Source organism: Sporosarcina sp. Y1009 (assembly GCF_057669865.1).
In genome coordinates this window covers 1-21503 of sequence record NZ_JBYHFO010000009.1, presented here as the reverse complement: position 1 = coordinate 21503, position 21503 = coordinate 1, and the positions used below count along the sequence as shown (strand labels likewise).

The window sequence follows — 21503 nt, the reverse complement described above, 5'->3', positions numbered from 1 at the left end:
GGGGTGGGTCATATGAGGCGGACGTATAAAAAATATTTGTTTGCCTTTATAGCAATATTAATCATCATGACATTTGTAGCCCCTGGTATCTCAGCAACAGATAATTTGGACTCGAAGGAGTTTTATACAGACCTAAATGGTGAATGGAATTTCTTCGAAAAAGAGATGTTAACGCCCAATGAAGTAAAAGAAGAATTAAGAAAAGGAAGGAGTAGAGAGGTTTCAATTCCCAGCTCATTTGAAACACAAACAGGAGAAGTCAATTCATTTGGGACATATAGCACCACGATTCAAATTCCTGAAGAATATGTGGGAGAAACTTTAGCAATTCATATACCTTTTCAATACAGCGCCTATAATTTTTTTGTTGATCAAACAGCAATTGCCAGTAACGGTGTAGTGGGGAATGATTCAGCTTCACATATTGCTGAAATGTCTCCTGAAACAGGTTATTTTATTGCACAGTCAGATGAAATATTACTCACGATGCAGATATCTAGCTTTGACCATATCCGCGGGGGCTTTGAGAATGAGATTTATTTAGGGGAAGCTTCGGTTGTAGCGAATAAGTTTAATACGAGTATAATCGGCACTCTATTCATGAACGGTTCAATATTTATCATTGGGTTATTCATGATTTTATTTGCTTGGTATCGCAGACAGGAGCATGTGTTTTTCATATTCGGCATGTTTGCCATGCTTATATCTATTCGTGCTTTATTTGCACTACCCTTTTACTATACGCTTACATTTGTTGATATGCCTTGGCTCTGGGGCACTAGATTAGAATATATACTGACAGAAGCGACTTCAATGTTTTTTGTTATATTATTGTGGAAATGGCATGAAAAAGAGTTTTCCAAGAAAGTCATGTACGCGCTAGTGATTATACATTCAGCACTCATCATTACTACTTTATTTACACAACCTGTATTTTTTCAACCTTTATTTTTCAATGTATTTACGTTAGCAATCCCAACCTTTTTCTATTTAATCTATGTGATTTATAAAAGTATTCGTAATCAAAATCACAATGCGAAAGTCAATCTAATTGGGATGGGACTCGTATTTATAGCGTTTTTTAATGATTTCGCAATCGGGAATAATTGGTATCATTCATGGACATTGATGTTACCGGCGGTTGGTATCTACGTCATGATCAATGTCATCTTGATGAGCAAAAACTTTGCCGAAACAGTTCAGAAAAAAGAAATGCAAAATCAGCAATTATTAGCACTAAATACATCAAATGAAAAACTTGCTGTACAACTTCAAAAAGAAATTAAGCAAAAAGATGACTTTTTGGCAAATACATCCCATGAACTTCGGAATCCGTTGCACGGCATTCTGAATATCGCAAATTCGATTTTACGTAACAGGCCAGAATCCTTGGATAAGAAAACTGTAAATGACCTAGAACTTCTTTTAACAATTGGGCATCATATGTCACAAACGTTAGGTGATTTACTCGATGTTACGCGCTTGAAAGAACATAGAATCCATTTGCAAAAGAAGCGTCTAGATATACAAACGCTCTCTGTTGGCATTGTCGATATGCTCAAAGTTTTGATTGAAAATAAAAATATCAAAATGGAAGTCAAAATCCCAAATGACTTCCCGAGTATAATCGCCGATAAAAACCGACTCATTCAAATCCTGTTTAATTTACTACATAATGCGGTGAAATATACAGATGAAGGGACAGTCGCCATCGATGCTTTCGTTGAACATGGAATGGCCCAAATTCGAGTGATAGATAACGGCATAGGCATGAATGATCAAACGTTAGGTAAGATCTTCGGACCTTATGAACAAGCAGATTCAAGTATAACTGCGATTGGCGGCGGCCTAGGTCTTGGCTTAGCCATAAGTAGCCAACTAGTAGAAATGCACGGAGGGAAATTGAAAGCAAGTTCTATCTTAGGTGAAGGTTCGGTATTCACATTTACTTTGCCATTAGCAGGCGACATTGTCGAAGAACAAATCGCAATCACAACGTCCAATACTGACACCAGTAAATTACCCATCAAAGAAAATCTTATAGCTATGGCAAGAGGTACATTTACGAAAAACAGGCCAATATCATCATACAGACCCAAGGTGTTAGCAGTCGACGACGATTCAGTAAACTTGAAAGTGTTAACAAATATTCTTTCTGAAGAGGAATATGAGGTATCAGTTGTGACTAGTGGGAAAGAAGCCTTACAGCAACTTGAATTGAAGGAATGGGACTTAATTATTTCGGATGTCATGATGCCGACAATGTCTGGCTATGAATTGACTCGATTTATCCGAGAAAAGTTTTCCATATCTGAACTACCAATTCTCTTGCTAACTGCGAGAAGTCGCCCAGAAGATATTTATACTGGATTTTTAGCAGGTGCAAATGACTACGTCACAAAACCAGTGGATGCGCTAGAGTTAAATGTTCGAGTATATGCTTTAACCAATTTAAAAGCGTCGATTAATGAGCGATTAGTGATGGAGTCAGCATGGCTTCAAGCGCAAATTCGTCCACATTTTTTATTTAATACACTTAATTCTATCGTTGCTTTGAGTGAGATAGACTTAACAAGAATGACGCGTCTTCTGGAACATTTCTCACAGTATTTGCGGGGTAGTTTTGATATGAGAAACATAGAACAGGTCGTTTCCATTAAATATGAGCTTGAGTTGATCGAATCGTATTTGTACATCGAACAAGAGCGTTTTGGGAATCGTTTAAAAGTGAACTGGGATATCGATCAAGTGGAAGATATAAAAATTCCACCATTATCTCTCCAAACTTTAGTGGAAAATGCTGTCAATCACGGCGTCTTAAAACGTAGTTCTGGCGGCACTGTAACAATTCGAATTCGGGAAAAAGATGATCACACTGAATTTGCTGTAATCGATGACGGTATCGGAATGGATACGGAGAAAACAAAACAAATTTTCACAACCAACAAAACTCATGGAAAAGGTATTGGCATAGTAAATACAGAAAAACGCTTGCAACAATTATACGGAAAAGGATTAATCGTTGAAAGCACACCAGGCATTGGTACGACAGTTAGTTTTATTGTACCGTAGCAAACAAAAGGAGCGACACATGAAAATACAAACCACTCGTTTTGGTGAAATCGAAGTAGCTGACAAAAGCATCATCACATTCAACAAAGGCATTCCAGGATTCGAAGATGATAAAAACTATGTATTAGTGCCAGCAGATGCAAGCGAGGATACACCATTCTTCTTCCTGCAATCAATCGAAGCAGAAGAAGTCAGCCTATTCTTAGTCGACCCATTCACTTTTTTCAAAGACTACGACGTCAAACTAGCAGACCAAATGGTGGAGCGACTTGAACTCGAAGACCCAGCCGACGCCATCGTCCTAACAACCGTCACAGTCCCGGGGGAAATAAACAGCGCCACCACAAACCTGAAAGCACCACTCATCATTAACAATAAAAAACAGCTCGGCATGCAAATCGTCTTGGACGATAAAAGCTACGAAATCAAACAACCATTATTCCAAACAGTTACAGGGCAGGTGTAAGCGATGCTAGTACTCGGAAGAAAAAAAGGCGAATCCATCATCATCGACGACAACATCGAAATCACCATCACAGCAATCGAAGGTGAAACGGTAAAACTGGGAATCGAAGCCCCAAAACAAATCACCATCCACCGAAAAGAAATCTACTTGGAAATCCAAGAAGAAAACAAACAAGCCGCGTCAAACACCATTAACGTAAGCGACTTATTAAATTTCACCAATAAATAACAAGGAAAGACCTGCGATCTTTGCAGGTCTTTTACATTGCCAATAAAAAGAAATAAAATAATTTATAAAAAAACACTAAACATTCCAAGAAACCTTCCGATATAGATAATGTAAGTAAGTTCAAACGGATTTGGACCCTTGCAAAAACAAAAAACATTACACGGAGGTAATACACAATGATTATCAATCACAACATTGCAGCACTCAACACACACCGCCAACTTGGCGCGGCAAACAACGCACAAATGAACAGCATGGAGAAACTATCTTCAGGTCTTCGTATCAACAAAGCTTCGGATGATGCAGCTGGACTTTCAATCTCTGAAAAAATGCGCGGACAAATTCGCGGATTAGAACAAGCTTCAAGTAACGCGCAAGATGCAATTTCTTTGATGCAAACCGCTGAGGGTGCTTTAAATGAAACACATGACATTCTTCAACGTATGCGTGAACTAGCTGTTCAATCTGCCAACGACACAAACACAGATACAGACCGTGCAGAACTCCAAAAAGAAGTAACTGAACTTGCATCAGAACTCACAAGAATTGGAAATGACACTGAATTTAACACTAAGACATTATTAGATGGAAACTTCAAAGCTACTTTCCAGATAGGTGCAAACTCTGGTCAAAACCTTTCATTATCAGTAAGTGATATGCGTTCAGAGGCACTTAAAGTAGGAACTAATTATGAAGTTACTACTGCTGGCGAGATAGATTACACAGATGCTGCAGGAACTGCTGCAACTGCGACATGGGCAGCTGCTAACCCTGACCCTGATGGTGATCCTACTACTAACGATGCAACAGTTGCTGGATATTATAATGGTGCAGAATTGATTGTCATGGCAGATGAAGCTTTTGATGTAGGGGTAAAAGGCGTAGGGGGAATTGATGTTTCATCTCGATCTTCAGCTGATGCTGCAATTACAACAATCAATAATGCAATTGAAAGTGTATCTTCAGAACGTTCAAAACTTGGTGCAAACCAAAATCGTTTGGAACATACAATCAATAACCTAGGAACATCCGCTGAAAACCTAACAGCAGCAGAATCACGTATCCGTGACGTTGACATGGCGAAAGAAATGATGGAGCAAACGAAAAACTCAATTCTTTCACAAGCAGCACAAGCAATGTTGGCTCAAGCTAACCAACAGCCACAAGCTGTTCTACAACTATTACGTTAATTTTAAAACGAGAAGGGGCTCTAGCACTGCTAGAGTTCCTTTATTTTTTACTCTGTCAAAAGTCCTCTATTCATTTTCTAAAATCTCCTGTAAACTTAACCCATAACATTTCAACTAAGGATGTGTAACAAAAGTGACGAGTCCGATCTCTTCGAATTGGTTTTATTACACAACGATGGCTTCAATGGCCAAAGCAATGCCACAGGTGAACAAGGCAGAAGCCACCAATCATTCATTCAACCCTACACAAGATGTAAACTCTTTATTTTCAATGCTATTACAATCAATGCTACAAGGTTTAAATACAAATCAACCATCAACAAATTTCGTTCAAGAAAACCAGAGCTTTTCACAGCTGGTAAATACGCCGTTTCCATTCAACATCCAACAAGCTATCGGCGAAGAAGTGTCTATAAATCCAATAAGCACTACAGACCTGAACTTTAAACCAGTACAATTCATAAAATTAGAAAACACCCTAGCTGGTAAATTAAACGGCACAGCAACCCATTTCATCAATGCCGGAAAGAAATACGACATCGATCCTAACTTCCTATCCGCCATCGCAATCCATGAAACGGGCAACGGCTCATCAAAAGCAGCGAATGAGAAAAATAATATAGCGGGCATGATGGGCAGAAATGGCCTAAGAAGTTATGATTCCGTCGAAGAAAGCATCTTCGACATGGCGCGTAACCTAAGACAAAACTACCTAAACCAAGGAAAAACAACAATAGCTGAAATAGGAGCAAAATACGCCCCAGTCGGAGCAGCAAATGATCCAACAGGATTAAACAACCACTGGACAACAGGCGTCAGCAACCAGCTAAATAAACTTACATAAGAACATAACAATCTGAAAAGACATGAGATGAATTTACTCTCATGTCTTATTCTATTTCTAGGAATTCATTGAATAGTATTGAGAAGAAAAATATCTTTCCCACTGAACCAGCGAAGGCGCCTTCCAGTGGTAGACGGAGCGATAAGGCGGGCAGTGTTCTTCTGCCTGGCTTATCGCGGGAGGCATCCACAAGCGCCGAAGCGTATTTCATGAGCTACACTTACTTCAATTTCTAACTTCAAAATAGGTAATCAAGTAGATGCAAAAATCCATGGTTAGTGTGAAAGGTTATTTGAAAAAATCGTGAAATCCAAGATTCATTGGGAAAGCCCATAGATATGCACCGAATAACAATACTGGTCCAAATAGTAGTTCAAACATTTTTCTAGGTAACCAATTAAAGAATAGTTTATAAACAAAACCAACTGCAACCATTGTAACTACTAACACGATTAACGGACCTATGAATTGCATCACGTTAATATTTACACCTTGAACTATTTTCAACAAGATCACCATCTTTCAATAGATAACCAGCGAAGGCGCCTTACAGTGGTAGCCTGGCTTATCGCGGGAGGCATCCACAAGCGCCGAAGCGTATTTATAGAGATATCCTTTGTGAACATTCTATAACAATATCCTTTGTTAATGCCTCATATCCGCTACAAATATAACACGCCTAAAGAAAAACCAAGTTTAATTGAAAAACTCCTAAATAATCCCCAAATTATGCCGATAGATAAGTTATAGCGCAAAACCGCTAAACGAGTACTACATCTAAATCATCGACTCAGAAACCAATGAAGTCATAAAAAATCCTAGACATGTACACCACAATAACCGAAATGATGGACCTCATGGTGGACGAGCAACTATAAACAACAAAAACGAACGGAGTGAACTAAATGCGTGTTGGTGGTTTAGCATCCGGTATGGACACGGATTCAATCATAAAAGAACTGATGAAAGTACAGAAAATGCCTTTAGATAAATTAATGCAGAAAAAGGCATTCGCAGAATGGCAACAAGAAGCCTTTCGGGATACCAACTTGGCGTTATCTAATTTACGAACGAGTGCAAGTAACTTACGACTACAATCTTCATTTAACGCCTATAGCGCAACATCATCAGATTCCAGTAGCGTAAACGTATCAACAACTGCAAATGCAGTGAGTGGTACATACAAAGTGGAAGTAACTAGTATTGCGAGTGCAGCAAAAATGCATTCTCAAAATGCCATTGAAAAAGAACCAGGTGTAGCAGCAAAATCAACCGACCAAATCGGAGCCGCTGGAACAATAACGATCAATGGCAAAGAGGTAACAATAACAGAAGGTATGACCTACGCAGAAGTAGCAAAAGAACTCCAAGATTCAACAGCAAAACACGTACCCGAACTTAGAGTCAGTTTCGACGACACCACTTCCCGTTTTTTCATTTCCACAAAAGGCATGGGTTCAGACCAAAACTTCACATTGGAGTTCGGTGATAATGAAGCCCTTGCCAGACAAGTCATCAACAATGGAGCCGAAAAGAGCATAACAACCGATAACGCCACAAATGGCAAGGTAATATTTGACGGCATTGAAATCGATGGACTAAAGACTAACAGAACATCAGTCAACGGCCTAATTTTGGATTTGACACAAGTGGGTGAAACGACGGTCACTGTTCAAGCTAATCCGGAAAAACCATTAGCCATGATTAAAGACTTCGTAGAAAAATACAACGAAACGATTGCTGACATCGAAAAGCAATTAATTGAAAAGCGCTATCCCGATTTCCAACCGCTATCTGATGCGCAAAAGAAAGACATGACAGAAACCGAAATTGAATTATGGGAAGAAAAAGCGCGAAGTGGATTGCTGCGAAATGACCCAACACTGAAAAAAGCAATGATCGATCTAAGGCGTGCATTCATGGATCCAGTTGAAGGAATCGCAGCGGGAAATGTCAGCTTGTTGGCCCAAATCGGCATCAACACGGGCACATACACAGAAGGCGGAAAGCTTTTCATCGATGAAACGAAATTAACAGAAGCCCTAAACAATAAACCCGACGAAGTCATGCAATTATTCACCAACAAAGCCGCAGATGGCACTGGCCTTGGAGTTGGTGACCGTGTTTATAAAGAGCTGAACGACATCGTCAAAAGTCTCAGTGACCAAGCAGGAAGTCCAAGCAGTTCGGTAGATAATAGCACGATTTCTAAAAAAATCCGACAGATGAACGATGATATTAGCAGATGGGAAGACCGCATGAAACGGTTAGAAGACCGTTATTGGAAACAGTTTACCGCAATGGAAAAAGCGCTAAGTCAAATGAATTCACAAAGTATGTGGATGCAACAAAGTATGTTCGGTGGCATGTAATGAGCGGTTATGAAAAAGAACTCCATACACTTCTCGACATAACGGAAGAAATCTACAATCAAGCACTAACTGTTCATCCGAATATGGAAGAAAACGAACCTGAGAAATTGGAAGCAGTACAAAGTTTATTCGAAAAACGGCAAGAAGTGATCGAACGACTGGATACCCATATGCGACAACCAAATTTCCAATGGGCACCAACCGATCGTGAAAAAATTGCGGAATTACAAGACCACGAACAAAAACTACAACCATTATTAAACGGGCTTCATCAGTCATTTCTAGCAAAGATGAACCGAATCAATCAAAATAAACAAGTGTCCAAAAAATATTTCGACGCTTATCAGAATACAAGGACAGAAGGGTCTTTTATAGATAAGCGGAAATAAAAAACGGGGTTACTGAAAAAACTATAAAGAAATATCTGTTATTGCTACTACTCACTTATTTAGTGCGCAGTCGAAGACTCCCGTGGGTTGCCTTTCTTCATTTTAAGAAATCTCGTTGATTGGAGTGCAAGGCGGCGACTCCAGCGGGATTAGCGGCTCACCGCCCGCCCCGTGGAACGCGTCCGCCTGGAACGGAAATCAACAGTTTTCACAGCCAAACTAATTTTATTGGACTTTTTAGTGCCCACGAAAGAGAAAATTACTCTTTCCTTGGAGCGCTAAATCATAGCAGCAAATACTGACTTACAATAACTTAATTTCATTAATAAACGAGGGGGATTTAAAAATGGTAATGACCAATCCTTATCAAACATATCAACAAAACTCCGTCATGACAGCATCCGGGCAGGAGTTGACGCTAATGCTTTACAATGGTTGCTTGAAATTCATGAAGATAGCCAAACGAGCCATAGAAGAAAAACAGTTCGAGGAAAAAAACACGAATTTATTAAAGGCACAAGCCATTATCCAAGAACTTCAAATCACATTGAACCGAGACATTGAAGTGGCAAACAATATGGGCCAGTTATACGAATATATCTATAATCTCCTCGTTGAAGCGAATATGAAAAATGATATTGCTATTCTTGAAGAAGCAGAAGACCATATATTAGAGTTGAAGAATACGTGGAAACAAGCGATAAAGCTAGTCAAAGAAAATAACGAGTAACTGAAATGAGGGTACGGATGTGGATAAAACATCATTTATAGGCATTATAATCGGTTTTGTCGTATTAGTCGGCGGCTTGATTTTAAAAGGTTCAGATCCAATCGCTTTATATAATCCAGCTGCATTACTAATTATTTTCGCGGGGACAGCTGCTTCCATCTTAATCGCCTTCCCGATGAATGAAGTAAAGAAAATACCTAGCCTATTTAAAGTGATTTTTAGTGACTTAAAACTCATTCCTGTAAAAGAATTAATACCCATGTTTACTGAATGGGCAACCGTAGCGAGAAAAGATGGCCTACTTGCTTTGGAAGAACCATCTGAAGAAGTAGAAGACCCATTCTTACAACGCGGATTGAAAATGGTCGTTGATGGACAATCAGCTGAATCCATTCAAGAAATGTTAGAAGATGAAATCGCTGCAATGGAAGAGCGTCATGAAGTCGGCGCTAAAATCTTCACACAAGCAGGTACATATGCACCAACCTTAGGAGTACTGGGTGCGGTCATCGGACTCGTTGCAGCACTTGGCCACTTAGATGATATTTCCTTATTAGGTAAATCGATTTCTGCGGCATTCATCGCAACGCTGTTTGGGATTTTCACAGGATACGTATTATGGCATCCATTTGCTAACAAATTAAAACGAAAATCAGAGCAAGAAATTAGCATGAAATTGATTATGTTAGAAGGCCTATTGGCAATTCAAGAAGGCTTGCCAGTACGAGTTGTTGAAGAAAAGCTACTCACTCATTTATCTTTAAAAGATCGAGTGCTGGTGACGGACGAAAAGGAAGGGATTCAAGTTGAAGCGTAGAAAAAAGTCGGAAGACCATGTTGATGAATCCTGGCTAATTCCTTATGCCGATATATTGACGCTTTTACTCGCTCTTTTTATTGTATTATTTGCCGCCAGTGAAATAAACGCACAGAAGTTCAAAGAAATATCCGATTCATTTAACAGTGAGCTTCAAGGTGGAAAAAATATACTTGACCATGAAGCCGCAGTCGAAACCGTCGTCCCAGTCGACTTAGTCAAAAACGAAGAAGTTAAGCCAGAGTTTACAATAGAGGAAGACTTACAACAATTACGAGAAATTCGCGAGAAAATCGAAGCCTATATTGAAGAAAATGGATTATCCCCAAGACTTCAGACTGAACTAACAAAAAAAGGCTTAGTGATGAAAATCACCGAGGGTATTTTATTTCCACCTGGTGGGGCTAGTATTGCAGAAGCATCACGTCAAACAGTTCGCGAGATATCTAACTTACTCGTCACTGAATATCCAAGAGAAATTCTGATTGAAGGGCATACAGATAACGTACCTTCGAATCCTGCCGAGTTTTCGTCGAATTGGGAACTAAGTTCGGCAAGAGCGATTAATCTGATGAAAGTGCTTCTTGAAAACGAAGCATTACAGCCGAATTACTTTAGCGCAACCGGCTACAGTGAATATCGTCCAGTCGCAACAAACAACACGGCAAAAGGTAGAGCGGAAAATCGTCGCGTAGAGGTGTTAATTTCACTATTTCCAAAGCCAGACTAATTATATAGAGGTGTTCGCATGAGGAAGTTAATCGTCACATTGTTTTTCGCCATTATTATCGCTGCAGTCGGTATGGGCGCAATCTTTTTTTACGATATACAATTGCCCGGTTCCAATAAAGACAAAGAAAAAACAATCGATGATTTGTTAGAATTAAGTATAGATACAGATATCATTACAACGAATTTAGCGTCAAGTAATTTTGCAGTTGTCCAGTTTAATCTGTTGTTAAGTGATGGTAAAGCAAAAGAAGAATTGGATAAGCGTAAACCTGAAGTGCGAGCAGCAATTATTTCTACTGTAGCTGGTTTTACAAAAGACCAGTTAACGGGTGAAAAGGGCATTGTTGCACTTGAGAAAGAGTTGCTAAACAAGCTGAATGACACAGTTGTTGCAGGTGAAGTAGAAAGAGTATTGGTAACAGAATTTAAATTACAATAAAGTAAAGTTTCGCTAAACAATATACAGGAAATGCCGATATATATGAGGAGGACATATTTAGCTCATGAATGTAGATCAGTTAGATAATTGTCGATTATGCGGAAATATATATTTGAAGAATTTTAAGGATTACTGTCCAGCCTGTTCATTAGAGGTTGAAGAAGAATATAAATCTGTCGTCGAATACTTAAAAAACGAGCTGAACACCTTTGTTACGCTGGAAGAGGTCAGTAAAGAGACCGGCGTTTCAGTGAAACAAATTACGGAATTCATTCGCGATGGGCGCATATATGCTGAAGATCATCCCAATCTTGGGTATCCATGTGCACATTGTCGTAAACTTATAAAAAAACAACTCTTATGTATAGACTGTTTCGATCGATTTTCCTCAGATCTTGATCATACATTAATGAAAAAAAGTCTGGAAGAAGAACTCAAACAGCATAAGTACACACGTTCAAAAGAGTCGAAATACTGGCGAGTAAAAAAATAAGAAACAGGGTGGTGAAGGAATGAATATCGATAAAGTCAATGGTTCTTCCTTTATTCAATCATATCAAAAACAAATGCAAGTAACTAAAACTGAAAAAACAAGACCCATCCAAAAAGAAGATGAACTGCAAATTTCCAACGCAGCAAAAGAAATGTATGGGAAAAATATACAAGAAGTTGAAAGACAAGAAAAAATCAATGCATTAAAAGCGCAAGTTCAATCAGGTGAATATAAGGTGGATCATCAAAAAGTTGCAGACAAACTCATTGGTTTTTGGTTCGAGTAAGGGGAGCGGTTAAGTGCTTAACACAGTCATCACAACGATAAATGAATTGATAAACAGTCAAAAGAAACTACTTCGAATTACTGAACAAAAAAGAACGGCATTAATTGATCGAAAAGTCGACGCTTTAAATCAACTAGTAGCAGAAGAAACGAAGATGGTGAAAGAACTCGAGCAAATCGAAACGGAGCGCATTCGGCTGATTGCTCATCTTCTCGAAGAACATCCAACACTTACTTTTAATGAATATGTAGATCAGTTACCAGAGGATCCGCTAAAAGAGAATTTACAAACAAAACTACAGACATTAACTGGTCTTTTAACGGAATTACAAACGAAAAACCGTGAGAATGAAAAACTGCTAGAAGATTCGCTAGGTTTCGTTCATCATATGATTGATGAAGTCGTTAAATCGAAGCAACAACATTTCAATTATCAATCCCCATTAGATAAGCAAAAATCACAAACCATCAATCACGGATTTTTTGATAGTAAAGCATAAATAAAAGTAGAAAGAAGGGAAGCATAATGGTTTCGACATTTCACGGATTAGAACTTGGAAAACGCGGGCTAATGGTCGGCCAAGCAAATATCGCCACAACAGGTCATAATATGGCGAATGCAGATACGAAAGGGTATTCGCGCCAACAAGTGAATGCCACTACTACGCCATCATTAGACATGTGGACAAGTGGTCAGATCAATCCTGGACAACTAGGTTCGGGTGTATCGATTGACTCGATTACACGCGTGCGTGACCACTTCTTAGATCGACAATTCCGAGACCAAAGCAGCACACTTGGCGAATGGTCAGTGAAAAAAGAAGCGCTAGGTCAACTTGAGACAATTATAAATGAGCCGAGTGATACGGGGCTCCAGTCTGCAATGGACCAATTATGGGGCGCCTTTCAAGACTTGGCAAATGATTCGGATAGTCAATCAGCAAAGGTCGTTATTAAAGAACGTGCCGAGGAATTTGTTGAAACAGCACAGGCCATCAACCGTTCAATGAGTTATTTAAACGATAATTTAGACGCTCAAATCACAGAAAAAGTAAGTGAAGCAAACGACTATTTAGCACAAATCGCACAATTGAACGACAACATTCAACGCGTTGGCACACAGGCAAATGATCTCTTAGACAAGCGCGATGTGCTCGTAGAAGAGCTATCAAAAATCATGGCCATTAATGTTACAGAACAAACAAACGGCACGTATACGATTAGCCTCAAATCAGATGCGACAAATACGCCTTTGACACAGATTGATGTACCAACTGCCGAAGAGGGTAGCGAAATATTTGGCGGTGAATTATCAGGACTTATCCAATCTAAAGAAATCGTTAGCATCTACCAGGCAAACTTTAACACAGTCGTCACCGATTTCGTCGCTGCAAGTGAGATGGTCGGTACAGAAGAAAATCCGAATGTGAACTTGTTTGCAGGTGACGATATTAATTCACTAACAGTTAACCCAGCGTTAGACGAAAATATCGAGTTAATCACACCTTTTAGTTCATTCGATGAAAATAATTATGAAGACGTTAAAAGTGATTTTCGTTCAATCGTTAGTAAACTGGGTGCAGAGAGCCAAGCAGCTATGAATTTCACTGTGAATAACGCATCGGCACTGCAAGCGACAGAAAATCGACGTCAATCGATGACGGGCATTTCTTTGGATGAAGAAATGGTGAACTTGGTGAAATATCAACATTCCTATAATGCCGCAGCACGTATGATTTCGACTGTCGATCAAATGCTCGATACCATCATTAATCGAATGGCCGCACGATAAATTGGGATTGGAGGTAAAATAGGATGAGAGTTACACAACAAATGCAATATCAAAATTCAATACATAATATGCAGCAAAACTTAAGTCGATTAGAAAAAACAAATAGTCAAGTAACCTCGGGCAAATTACACCAACGCCCATCCGATGATCCATTCGGCGTGAGTAAAGCCATGAACCTAAAAAGTGCGCTCGCTACAAACGAACAATATGAACGAAACACAAATGACGCAACTTTATGGCTAGACGAAACCGACCAAACCATCAATTCAATGGTTAGCGTCATGCAACGGGTTCGGGAACTGACTGTTCAAGGAGATACCGGTACCCAAGACGATCACGGCCGCATGGTAATCGCATCAGAAATTGAAGAGTTAACCGAACAAATACGCCAATTCGCGAATAGCAGAGTAAATGGAAACTATTTGTTTAACGGAATCAAAACAAACGAAGCTCCATACCCAAACCCTGATTCCTTTGAAGAAAACCTATTTGATACTGGTGCTAAAACAGTTTTAATTGGCGACGGTGTATCCGTTACCGTGAATGTAACAGCAGATAAACTATTTGGCACAGCAGAAGATGAGGGCAATCTGTTTCGCACGATGAATAATCTCGTTGAGGGTATTCGTTCAGGCGAATCAGCGCCATTAGCGCAACTCGATCAAGGAATCGAACGCTTATTAACAGTAGCCGCTGAAGTAGGTGCAAGACAAAACCGCGTCGAAGCCATTAACAACCGGATCAAAGACAACACAATCGAACTAACCTTAATGCTATCCAAAACCGAAGACGTCGATTATGCAACTGCACTCACAAAACTAAAAAGCGAAGAAAGCATTTACCAAGCAACCCTCGCATCCACAGCAAAACTAATCCAGCCAAGCCTACTGGATTTCCTAAGATAAAGGCTATGGTAAAGCTCAATTTTGATATTATCTAAAAAAATTAGAACTTCCAGTTATCGGAAGTTCTAATTTTTTATAATCTCATGCTTTTTTAACCTTAATTCGATAACTAAGACAATCTGATAATGCGACCACTTCGTTAAATTGCCAACGCTCATAATCCATTGCCCCACCAGGATAATATGCAATTATTTTTAAATTAGCTCTACTACATAGTTCATTAACTTCATCGGGGTTATAACAAGCTAATGACTGGGTGTATTTTACCTTAGGATTATCCTTTTCCAACCAAGTATCTGTCATTCTATTGAGGGATTCATTATAACCATAGATTCTTGATACATTCGAATTAGAAAATGGCATCATTTTTCTACCACTTACTTTTTTCCAATAGTTGGGGTGATAAATATCGATTAGTGCTACTCCTTCATCATTGAGCCAATGATTAATTCTATTTAGCAGGCTTAATTGTTCTTTATCTGTGCCTACTCCAAACCCATCAATATATAATACAGTATCAAAAGTATTGGTTATATCAATATCATAAAAACTGCCACAGAGTGTAGTAACATTCGCTGTATTAAATTGCTTCGCAAATTCAACCATTTCAGGTACTAATTCAACTGTTGTAATGTTTTTATCAGATGTTGAAAGACTTCGAGCTAACAAACCATTTCCAGCACCGAGTTCCAAAACTGTTGTAAATGGTTTCCCAATTTGTTCGATAATTTCATCAACAAGTTCTGTATGCGGCGTGGATAAATCTAATACTTCTTTAAACATTTCAAATTGCTTTTTATAGAAAGCCTGAGCTTCGATTCGATTCATTTAATATTCCTCCTGTAAAATTAGTGTTATTTTTACAGGAAAATCACTAAGTTTAACATCCCCACAAATGAGTCCCCCTTAAACTTACCTTATTAAATATCAAATTTAATTAATCTAATTGTATCATAGTTTTCTGAATTTTGTATTGAACTACCGTGAATAATTAAGTCATTCATAGTTACGTCACTTTTCAGCACAGCATAACTCTTAAAGGTACGCCAACAATCAGTACATAATATATTCTAACTGTAAAGTGTCCGGGAAATAGGTCTCGTCTATTTCAAAGATACCTTAGAAGTTCGGTGATTTATCAATTCTTCTACTTCAACGACAGTCAAAAGGGACGATACGCTCCGATTCCCAATCTGGACAACGAATCCTATGGATCGCCCAATAAGAAAGTGATCACTAAATAACTTTCTATATAAATTGAAATGAGTTGGTTGGAGTGCAGGGCGGCGACTCCCGTGGGACTAGCGGGACAGGTGAGACCCCGCAGGGAGCGAAGCGAACGAGGAGGAGGGAAAGATTGAACGGTATCTTTCCGCACTTGTCCGCCCGCCCCACAGGAAAGCGTCCGCCCGGAACGGAAACCAACGGTTTAACTAAATACAAGCACTTGAATAATGAAATCTACAGTTTAACCCTCCAGAAGCTAGAAAAGTATCCACCCACAACGGAAATCAAAGGATCAAAAAACAAGCACTTGAATTTACTCAAGTACTTGCTGTTATAATTCCACGATAACTCCTTACGGATCGAACCATCACCGTATCATATTCACTAACCCCATCATATCATCAGCAAACGAAATCGCTCTACCCTGAGATTGAAACAACCGCTGCGTAGTAATAAGCTCAGTCATTTCAGTAGCTAAATCAACATTAGACATCTCCAGTGAACCCTGATGAACACGAATCGCGCCATTATTCTCAGTCGACAAATTGGCAACCCGCAAATTACCACTCGCAATTTGCGCAGCCTCTGTACCCGTCAATTGATAGCGATTAGCGCCAACTTTTTCTAACAAATCCGGTCGCCCAACCTCAGCAATACTCAACTGAAACTGAACAGAAGCCCTTGCATCTTCATAAGAAACCTCTAGCAACCCCTGCGCATTAACCCGAATAGAATCATAATCCCCATCAAATGAAATTGGATTATCATTAAGATCAAGAACCGAATCACCTGACGACGTCACCAAATTAACCTGATTTGAATTTAACACGGGTTGAGTTTGAAAAGAACCATCTCTCGTATAGAAGAAATTACCTTCCGAAGCCACCCTGAAAAAACCAGTAGCCCCTTGAATCATAAAATCCAACGCACGATCCGTCTTCATAACCGAACCCTGTTCAGTCCGCAGACTCGTTTGTGTCATTTGTGTACCCGAACCAACACGAATACCATTCGGTGTCAATCGACCAACTTCATGCTGTAACCCAGCCTGCCTATTAAAAGACTGAGTAAGCGCATCTGAAAAACTGGCTTCTTGACGCTTATAGCCAGTGGTACTGACATTGGATATATTATTGGCGATGACATCAATCTTTTTCTGTAATTCCCGCATGGACGATGCCGCTGAATTCATTTGGATATTCATAGACAGACCACCTCCTTAATAAATTCGACCAATCTCATTAACAGCTTTATCCATACTCTGATCATAAGCTTGGAGTACTTTTTGATTCGACTCGAAGGAACGATATGTAGTCATCATTTGTGTCATCGTCTGCGTCAAGTCAACATTCGATTGCTCGACAAAGCCCTGTTTAACAAGGTTGAACGTATTCAAAACACCAACATCATCTATAAATTGCGGCGTTCCGTCTTCGTTCCCTTCCCAACGCATCAGTCCATGACCTTCCATGACCAATTGTTCAGGTGTCTCAGTATAGCCAAGCCATAAACGATTTGCAGTCGAACTATCATCTAAAATTACCTGACCATTATCTTCAACTGTAAATATCGCAGAATTAACGACAATAGGTTGTAAATCTTGATTTAACACGGCATAGCCTTCACCAGTAGTTAAAACTCCAGCTTCATTCACAGTGAAATTACCATTTCGCGTATATCGAACTTCATTATTCTGATCTTCAACAGCAAATAAGACAGTCCCTTTTTGTTGTGTGACTGGATTAATAGGCAAATTCTCATCGAGAATTGAAATGTCTGTACTTTTCCCGGTTTCTTTTAAATCGCCTTGGATGAAAGAAGGAATTGCCTCCTGTGCATAAACACCAGTATGTAAGGTTCCAATCGTATTTCTATGGATTCCACTGTTTAATGCACTTCCAGTTCCCATCGCTTTTATTAATTGAGCTGGAAATGAACGCAACACAGTTTGATCTTGTTTAAATCCAGGTGTGTTTGCATTTGATAAATTATTTGTCAGAACTTGTTGGTTTCTGTTATTCGCCATCATTCCGGAAGTGGCAGTATAAAGACCACGAAACATAGTAGATCCCATCCTTTCAAAAACCGATATTTACCAGTATACCATTTTCTTGGTCATTTGAAGGGCAAAATATCAAAGTTAACAGAGCTTTATAATCTTTACAAAGAATTAATATGCAAAATGTGTTACTTGTGGTAAAGTATTACTAGGTTTTACTGTCACAATTTGTCGAAAAAAAGTAATTGAAATGTAATATTTTTAATAATATATAACTTGATAAAAAATAAAAAATGTTATCGTCACGATAATGGCAAACTTATCGGAAGGTAAGGACGCAAAGCCACGGGCCCAAAAAGGGTAGCCGGGTTACCGAAAGATGGACATCTTTTTTTAAGTCATCCATCCTTTCCTTTAGGCTGGTTTTTTTTATGTGAAAAATTATTAGGGGGACAAATGGTGAACATTTTTCCACAATCTTTTCAGTCATTAGAACAAGCTTTATCAGCATCAACATTAAAGCAGCGAGTCCACTCAGCAAATATTGCGAACGTCGATACGCCGAATTATAAGTCGAGACAAGTTCATTTCCAAGACACGCTTAATAAGGCCCTTTCCAATCAATCCATTTCCAGCTACAAAACAAATTCCAAACATATCTCATTTAGCAATGAAGCAACAGAGAATCCTACGATTAAAGTAAATCAGTCCACAGTCTATAAGCCAAATGGCAATAATGTTGATATGGATTTAGAAATGGCAGAACTCGCTAAAAATCAATTGTGGTTTAACGCATTAACAGAAAGAGCGAATGGAAAGTTCAATACACTACGAACAGTTATTAATGAAGGGAGATAGCAAAAATGAGCCTTTTTAATGGACTCAATATTAGTGCTTCAGGCTTAACCGCAAATCGGATGCGCATGGACGTTGTATCGGCAAATATAGCAAATGCGAATACAACTCGAGCGCAGCTTGTGGACGGTGAATGGATGCCGTATCGCAGAAAGTCAGTGGAGTTAACGCAAAGTGGAAATACACCTTTTGCGAAACAACTCCAAACTGCCGTGCAAAGAGAAGAAGCAAAAATTTCAGGCGTTACTGTTACGCGAATTAGAGACGACCAAACACCTTTTACACTCTCCTACGACCCAGAACATCCTGATGCCAACGAACTTGGCTACGTTCAATTACCAAATGTAGACCCAATAAAGGAAATGGTCGATCTCATGTCGGCAACGCGTTCATATGAAGCAAATGTTACTGCGTTAAATGCATCGAAGAATATGTTTATGAAAGCATTGGAAATAGGTAAATAACCGCTAGAAAACATAGGAGGTTCCAATGGATAAAATAAGTCAGATTCAAACGCCTTTTATACAAGCTCAAACGATTCCGAAAGTAAAGCAAGATCAGGTAGTTAATTTTGGGGATTTATTTAAACAATCATTAGAAAAGGTAAATGACGCACAACACAAATCAGATCAAATGACAAACCAGTTAATAACAGGTGAAGTGAAAGATGTCCATGAAGTAATGATCGCTGCACAAAAAGCAAGTCTCTCTCTGCAACTCACGCTACAAGTTCGCAATAAAGTGGTAGAAGCCTATCAAGAAGTAATGAGAATGCAAGTATGATTCAGGAATTAGGATGAAGGATAAATGAAAGAAAAGCTAATTTATTATAAAAATAAAATAACAGAATCTAGTTCAAAAATGACTAGTAAAACAAAATGGATTTTGATCAGTGCGCTATTTCTAACGATATTTGTGATTTTCATGTTCGTATTTTTTAGCACAAAAACGAATTTTGTAGCACTCTATTCAAATTTAACACCCTCCGAGGCTGGAGAGATTAAAACAGCTATTGAAGAAAAAGGGATTGCAGTACATATATCAACAGATGGAAAAATACTTAGTGTTCCGAACGAGGAACTTGCAAACCTAAAGGTCGATTTAGCGGCTGAAGGCATCCCGAAAAACGGCAATGTAAATTACAGTATCTTTAGTGAAAACATGGGATTAGGAATGACTGATCGTCATTTTGATGTCGTTGAAAGAGACGCCATGCAAAACGAACTTGCCTATTTAATCAGGCAAATTAGCGGCGTATCAGATGCGAATGTCATGATCACACTTCCAAAAGAAAATATTTGGCTTACAGATAACGAACAAGCGGCAACTGCGTCAGTCATCGTAGAAAGTGAGCCGATTTTTCAATTAGAACAAAAACAAATCAACGGATTGTATCATCTAATTAGTAAAAGTATCCCAAATCTTGATGTCGACCAAATTGTCATCATGGACCAGAACGGGCAAGTTTTTGAGATGCATGAGGAAGATCAACTGAACACCTCATTATCAGTTTACCAACAACAACGAGAGATTAAAAAAGGCATCGAACAAGATATTCAACGTGAACTTCAACAAATGCTAGGGTTACTTCTGGGTCGAGACAAAGTTGTGGTATCCGTCATGGCAAGCATTGACTTTACGAAAGAAAAACGAGAAGAACAATTAGTCGAACCAGTGGATCTGGAAAACAACCAAGGAATTGAAATTAGTGTTGAACGAATTATGGAATCTTTTTCAGGAGAAGGCAGCACTATTGATGGATCTGCTGGCACAGGAGAAGGCGAAATTGCGAACTATCCAGGAGCAGGTGGAAATCAAAACAGTGAATCTGAAAGAACAGAAGAACGGATAAATCGTGAAGTAAATCGGATACACCGTCAAATTGAATTATCTCCCTATGTCATAGATGATATTACGATAAACGTTGGAGTAGAGCCGCCTATACCTGACAATCTTGACAGTTTAACAGCACAAAATATAAATGATATAAGCACATTATTGAAAAACACAATCAGTACGTCATTAAGTATGAATGGAACTGTAATAACAGAGCCAGATCTAGACAACAGAATTTCCGTATTCGCGACCGAATTCCAAGGGAAACCGGTTATTGAAGGGGAAGAACCAAGCGATACGATTTTAAATATTGCGAATCTATCAAACCGTACTTGGATAATCATCGCGGCAGCAGCTGCCTTAGCCATCTTCACGCTAATCATCATTCTAATCGTTCGTAAAAGAAAGCGTGATCACCTAGAAGAAGAACTCGGTTACGGCATGTTTGAACAACCATCTATCCAGGGACTTGAAGATTTGGAAGAGGAAATTGATCTATCTGACTTCAATATCCGTTCAAACCCAAAACGGAAAACCATAGAAAAACTTGCAAAAGAAAGACCCGAAGATTTCGCAAAATTATTACGAACGTGGATGTCAGAAGAATAGGGACCATAAAATATTATTCCTTATGTAATCAGATAGAACACTGAAATAATACAAAGAAAAATCTTCTGTCTACTATTTTTGATTTTAGTGCCCAGCCATCCGATTCTCGCGGGAAAGCAGAAGGGTGCTGAATTACTTTCCTAGTTTAATGAAAGTAGTTGATTGGAGTGGAGGGCGGCGACCATACGCGTCAACTTAAGAAAAATTAATGATTAACTCCTCC

General features: G+C 39.0%; 25 protein-coding genes and 1 riboswitch. Of the genes, 20 read left to right on the top strand and 5 right to left on the bottom strand.

The genetic code is table 11. The features are described 5' to 3' along the window. Window positions 1–12 precede the first annotated feature (12 nt). The 5 genes from AC25Y1_RS12175 to AC25Y1_RS12155 all read left to right on the top strand — a co-directional run bounded on the left by AC25Y1_RS12175 (window position 13) and on the right by AC25Y1_RS12155 (window position 5800). The gene (locus AC25Y1_RS12175; protein WP_488148270.1) at window positions 13–3072 is read left to right on the top strand and encodes a hybrid sensor histidine kinase/response regulator; all 3060 of its coding nucleotides are present in this window, start codon (window positions 13–15) and stop codon (window positions 3070–3072) included. Window positions 3073–3091: 19 nt separating this feature from the next. Beyond that, complete coding sequence (gene fliW, locus AC25Y1_RS12170) at window positions 3092–3538, top strand: flagellar assembly protein FliW (RefSeq protein ID WP_488148269.1); 447 nt, start codon at window positions 3092–3094, stop codon at window positions 3536–3538. Between the two features lie 3 nt (window positions 3539–3541). Then, window positions 3542–3766 (top strand): carbon storage regulator CsrA, encoded by a 225-nt coding sequence (csrA, locus tag AC25Y1_RS12165; protein WP_488148268.1) that lies wholly within the window; start codon window positions 3542–3544, stop codon window positions 3764–3766. Window positions 3767–3942: 176 nt separating this feature from the next. After that, window positions 3943–4956, top strand: a complete 1014-nt coding sequence (locus tag AC25Y1_RS12160; protein ID WP_488148267.1) for a flagellin N-terminal helical domain-containing protein — start codon at window positions 3943–3945, stop codon at window positions 4954–4956. A gap of 133 nt (window positions 4957–5089) precedes the next feature. Continuing rightward, complete coding sequence (locus tag AC25Y1_RS12155; protein ID WP_488148266.1) at window positions 5090–5800, top strand: glucosaminidase domain-containing protein; 711 nt, start codon at window positions 5090–5092, stop codon at window positions 5798–5800. A gap of 46 nt (window positions 5801–5846) precedes the next feature. Here the strand turns inward: AC25Y1_RS12155 and AC25Y1_RS12150 are convergent, their stop codons facing one another. Then, window positions 5847–6011 carry a hypothetical protein gene (locus tag AC25Y1_RS12150; RefSeq protein WP_488148265.1) on the bottom strand — a complete coding sequence of 55 codons (165 nt, stop codon included), beginning with the start codon at window positions 6009–6011 and terminating at the stop codon, window positions 5847–5849. A 77-nt stretch (window positions 6012–6088) separates the two neighbouring features. After that, entirely contained in the window at window positions 6089–6307 is a 219-nt protein-coding gene (locus AC25Y1_RS12145; protein ID WP_488148264.1) for a hypothetical protein, read from the bottom strand. A 398-nt stretch (window positions 6308–6705) separates the two neighbouring features. On the opposite strand from AC25Y1_RS12145, the gene fliD reads away from it, so the two are divergent. The 11 genes from fliD (at window position 6706) to flgL (ending at window position 14754) form a co-directional block, all read left to right on the top strand. Continuing rightward, window positions 6706–8172, top strand: a complete 1467-nt coding sequence (gene fliD / locus AC25Y1_RS12140) for a flagellar filament capping protein FliD (RefSeq protein ID WP_488148263.1) — start codon at window positions 6706–6708, stop codon at window positions 8170–8172. Then, window positions 8172–8561: a flagellar protein FliT gene (fliT, locus tag AC25Y1_RS12135; RefSeq protein ID WP_488148262.1), complete on the top strand. Its 390-nt coding sequence runs from the start codon at window positions 8172–8174 to the stop codon at window positions 8559–8561. The genes fliD and fliT overlap by 1 nt, the downstream gene beginning before the upstream one ends. A gap of 346 nt (window positions 8562–8907) precedes the next feature. Continuing rightward, window positions 8908–9291: a flagellar export chaperone FliS gene (gene fliS / locus AC25Y1_RS12130; protein WP_488148261.1), complete on the top strand. Its 384-nt coding sequence runs from the start codon at window positions 8908–8910 to the stop codon at window positions 9289–9291. 19 nt (window positions 9292–9310) lie between these two features. Then, window positions 9311–10108, top strand: coding sequence for a flagellar motor stator protein MotA (motA, locus tag AC25Y1_RS12125; protein ID WP_488148260.1), 798 nt, complete (start codon window positions 9311–9313; stop codon window positions 10106–10108). Beyond that, entirely contained in the window at window positions 10098–10838 is a 741-nt protein-coding gene (gene motB / locus AC25Y1_RS12120) for a flagellar motor protein MotB (protein WP_488148259.1), read from the top strand. Before motA ends, motB begins: the two co-directional genes overlap by 11 nt. Before the next feature lie 18 nt (window positions 10839–10856). Then, window positions 10857–11279 carry a flagellar basal body-associated FliL family protein gene (locus AC25Y1_RS12115; protein WP_488148258.1) on the top strand — a complete coding sequence of 141 codons (423 nt, stop codon included), beginning with the start codon at window positions 10857–10859 and terminating at the stop codon, window positions 11277–11279. 112 nt (window positions 11280–11391) lie between these two features. After that, window positions 11392–11772 carry a flagellar protein gene (locus tag AC25Y1_RS12110; RefSeq protein WP_488148257.1) on the top strand — a complete coding sequence of 127 codons (381 nt, stop codon included), beginning with the start codon at window positions 11392–11394 and terminating at the stop codon, window positions 11770–11772. Between the two features lie 19 nt (window positions 11773–11791). Continuing rightward, the gene (gene flgM, locus AC25Y1_RS12105) at window positions 11792–12058 is read left to right on the top strand and encodes a flagellar biosynthesis anti-sigma factor FlgM (RefSeq protein ID WP_488148256.1); all 267 of its coding nucleotides are present in this window, start codon (window positions 11792–11794) and stop codon (window positions 12056–12058) included. A 13-nt stretch (window positions 12059–12071) separates the two neighbouring features. Further along, window positions 12072–12557: a flagellar protein FlgN gene (locus AC25Y1_RS12100; protein WP_488148255.1), complete on the top strand. Its 486-nt coding sequence runs from the start codon at window positions 12072–12074 to the stop codon at window positions 12555–12557. 26 nt (window positions 12558–12583) lie between these two features. Then, window positions 12584–13849 carry a flagellar hook-associated protein FlgK gene (gene flgK, locus AC25Y1_RS12095; protein WP_488148254.1) on the top strand — a complete coding sequence of 422 codons (1266 nt, stop codon included), beginning with the start codon at window positions 12584–12586 and terminating at the stop codon, window positions 13847–13849. Between the two features lie 23 nt (window positions 13850–13872). After that, window positions 13873–14754 carry a flagellar hook-associated protein FlgL gene (gene flgL, locus AC25Y1_RS12090; protein WP_488148253.1) on the top strand — a complete coding sequence of 294 codons (882 nt, stop codon included), beginning with the start codon at window positions 13873–13875 and terminating at the stop codon, window positions 14752–14754. An 81-nt stretch (window positions 14755–14835) separates the two neighbouring features. On the opposite strand, the gene AC25Y1_RS12085 is transcribed toward flgL, so the two are convergent. The 3 genes from AC25Y1_RS12085 to AC25Y1_RS12075 all read right to left on the bottom strand — a co-directional run bounded on the left by AC25Y1_RS12085 (window position 14836) and on the right by AC25Y1_RS12075 (window position 18043). Beyond that, window positions 14836–15582, bottom strand: coding sequence for a class I SAM-dependent methyltransferase (locus AC25Y1_RS12085; RefSeq protein ID WP_488148252.1), 747 nt, complete (start codon window positions 15580–15582; stop codon window positions 14836–14838). A gap of 766 nt (window positions 15583–16348) precedes the next feature. Next, the gene (locus AC25Y1_RS12080; protein ID WP_488148251.1) at window positions 16349–17185 is read right to left on the bottom strand and encodes a flagellar hook-basal body protein; all 837 of its coding nucleotides are present in this window, start codon (window positions 17183–17185) and stop codon (window positions 16349–16351) included. Window positions 17186–17200: 15 nt separating this feature from the next. Next, entirely contained in the window at window positions 17201–18043 is an 843-nt protein-coding gene (locus tag AC25Y1_RS12075) for a flagellar hook-basal body protein (protein WP_488148250.1), read from the bottom strand. A 239-nt stretch (window positions 18044–18282) separates the two neighbouring features. Continuing rightward, window positions 18283–18357: riboswitch (cyclic di-GMP riboswitch) on the top strand. 82 nt (window positions 18358–18439) lie between these two features. On the opposite strand from AC25Y1_RS12075, the gene flgB reads away from it, so the two are divergent. Genes flgB through fliF form a run of 4 tightly spaced genes read left to right on the top strand, consistent with a single transcriptional unit; the run spans window position 18440 to window position 21280 of the window. Next, window positions 18440–18838, top strand: coding sequence for a flagellar basal body rod protein FlgB (gene flgB / locus AC25Y1_RS12070; RefSeq protein ID WP_488148249.1), 399 nt, complete (start codon window positions 18440–18442; stop codon window positions 18836–18838). Between the two features lie 5 nt (window positions 18839–18843). Next, entirely contained in the window at window positions 18844–19299 is a 456-nt protein-coding gene (gene flgC / locus AC25Y1_RS12065; protein ID WP_488148248.1) for a flagellar basal body rod protein FlgC, read from the top strand. Between the two features lie 25 nt (window positions 19300–19324). Beyond that, window positions 19325–19618, top strand: a complete 294-nt coding sequence (gene fliE, locus AC25Y1_RS12060) for a flagellar hook-basal body complex protein FliE (RefSeq protein WP_488148247.1) — start codon at window positions 19325–19327, stop codon at window positions 19616–19618. A gap of 24 nt (window positions 19619–19642) precedes the next feature. Next, complete coding sequence (gene fliF, locus AC25Y1_RS12055) at window positions 19643–21280, top strand: flagellar basal-body MS-ring/collar protein FliF (RefSeq protein WP_488148246.1); 1638 nt, start codon at window positions 19643–19645, stop codon at window positions 21278–21280. The last annotated feature ends 223 nt before the right edge of the window (window positions 21281–21503 follow it).

What these genes read in the sequence shown, in the direction of transcription:
- fliD (WP_488148263.1), top strand. Translation starts at nt 6,706, where the DNA reads ATGCGTGTTGGTGGTTTAGCATCCGGTATGGACACGGATTCAATCATA.
- fliT (WP_488148262.1), top strand. Translation starts at nt 8,172, where the DNA reads ATGAGCGGTTATGAAAAAGAACTCCATACACTTCTCGACATAACGGAA.
- flgL (WP_488148253.1), top strand. Translation starts at nt 13,873, where the DNA reads ATGAGAGTTACACAACAAATGCAATATCAAAATTCAATACATAATATG.
- fliS (WP_488148261.1), top strand. Translation starts at nt 8,908, where the DNA reads ATGGTAATGACCAATCCTTATCAAACATATCAACAAAACTCCGTCATG.
- AC25Y1_RS12075 (WP_488148250.1), bottom strand. Translation starts at nt 18,043, where the DNA reads ATGTTTCGTGGTCTTTATACTGCCACTTCCGGAATGATGGCGAATAAC.
- csrA (WP_488148268.1), top strand. Translation starts at nt 3,542, where the DNA reads ATGCTAGTACTCGGAAGAAAAAAAGGCGAATCCATCATCATCGACGAC.
- fliE (WP_488148247.1), top strand. Translation starts at nt 19,325, where the DNA reads ATGGATAAAATAAGTCAGATTCAAACGCCTTTTATACAAGCTCAAACG.
- AC25Y1_RS12160 (WP_488148267.1), top strand. Translation starts at nt 3,943, where the DNA reads ATGATTATCAATCACAACATTGCAGCACTCAACACACACCGCCAACTT.
- fliF (WP_488148246.1), top strand. Translation starts at nt 19,643, where the DNA reads ATGAAAGAAAAGCTAATTTATTATAAAAATAAAATAACAGAATCTAGT.
- flgK (WP_488148254.1), top strand. Translation starts at nt 12,584, where the DNA reads ATGGTTTCGACATTTCACGGATTAGAACTTGGAAAACGCGGGCTAATG.
- AC25Y1_RS12115 (WP_488148258.1), top strand. Translation starts at nt 10,857, where the DNA reads ATGAGGAAGTTAATCGTCACATTGTTTTTCGCCATTATTATCGCTGCA.
- AC25Y1_RS12150 (WP_488148265.1), bottom strand. Translation starts at nt 6,011, where the DNA reads ATGAAATACGCTTCGGCGCTTGTGGATGCCTCCCGCGATAAGCCAGGC.
- flgM (WP_488148256.1), top strand. Translation starts at nt 11,792, where the DNA reads ATGAATATCGATAAAGTCAATGGTTCTTCCTTTATTCAATCATATCAA.
- AC25Y1_RS12175 (WP_488148270.1), top strand. Translation starts at nt 13, where the DNA reads ATGAGGCGGACGTATAAAAAATATTTGTTTGCCTTTATAGCAATATTA.
- fliW (WP_488148269.1), top strand. Translation starts at nt 3,092, where the DNA reads ATGAAAATACAAACCACTCGTTTTGGTGAAATCGAAGTAGCTGACAAA.
- AC25Y1_RS12080 (WP_488148251.1), bottom strand. Translation starts at nt 17,185, where the DNA reads ATGAATATCCAAATGAATTCAGCGGCATCGTCCATGCGGGAATTACAG.
- AC25Y1_RS12085 (WP_488148252.1), bottom strand. Translation starts at nt 15,582, where the DNA reads ATGAATCGAATCGAAGCTCAGGCTTTCTATAAAAAGCAATTTGAAATG.
- flgC (WP_488148248.1), top strand. Translation starts at nt 18,844, where the DNA reads ATGAGCCTTTTTAATGGACTCAATATTAGTGCTTCAGGCTTAACCGCA.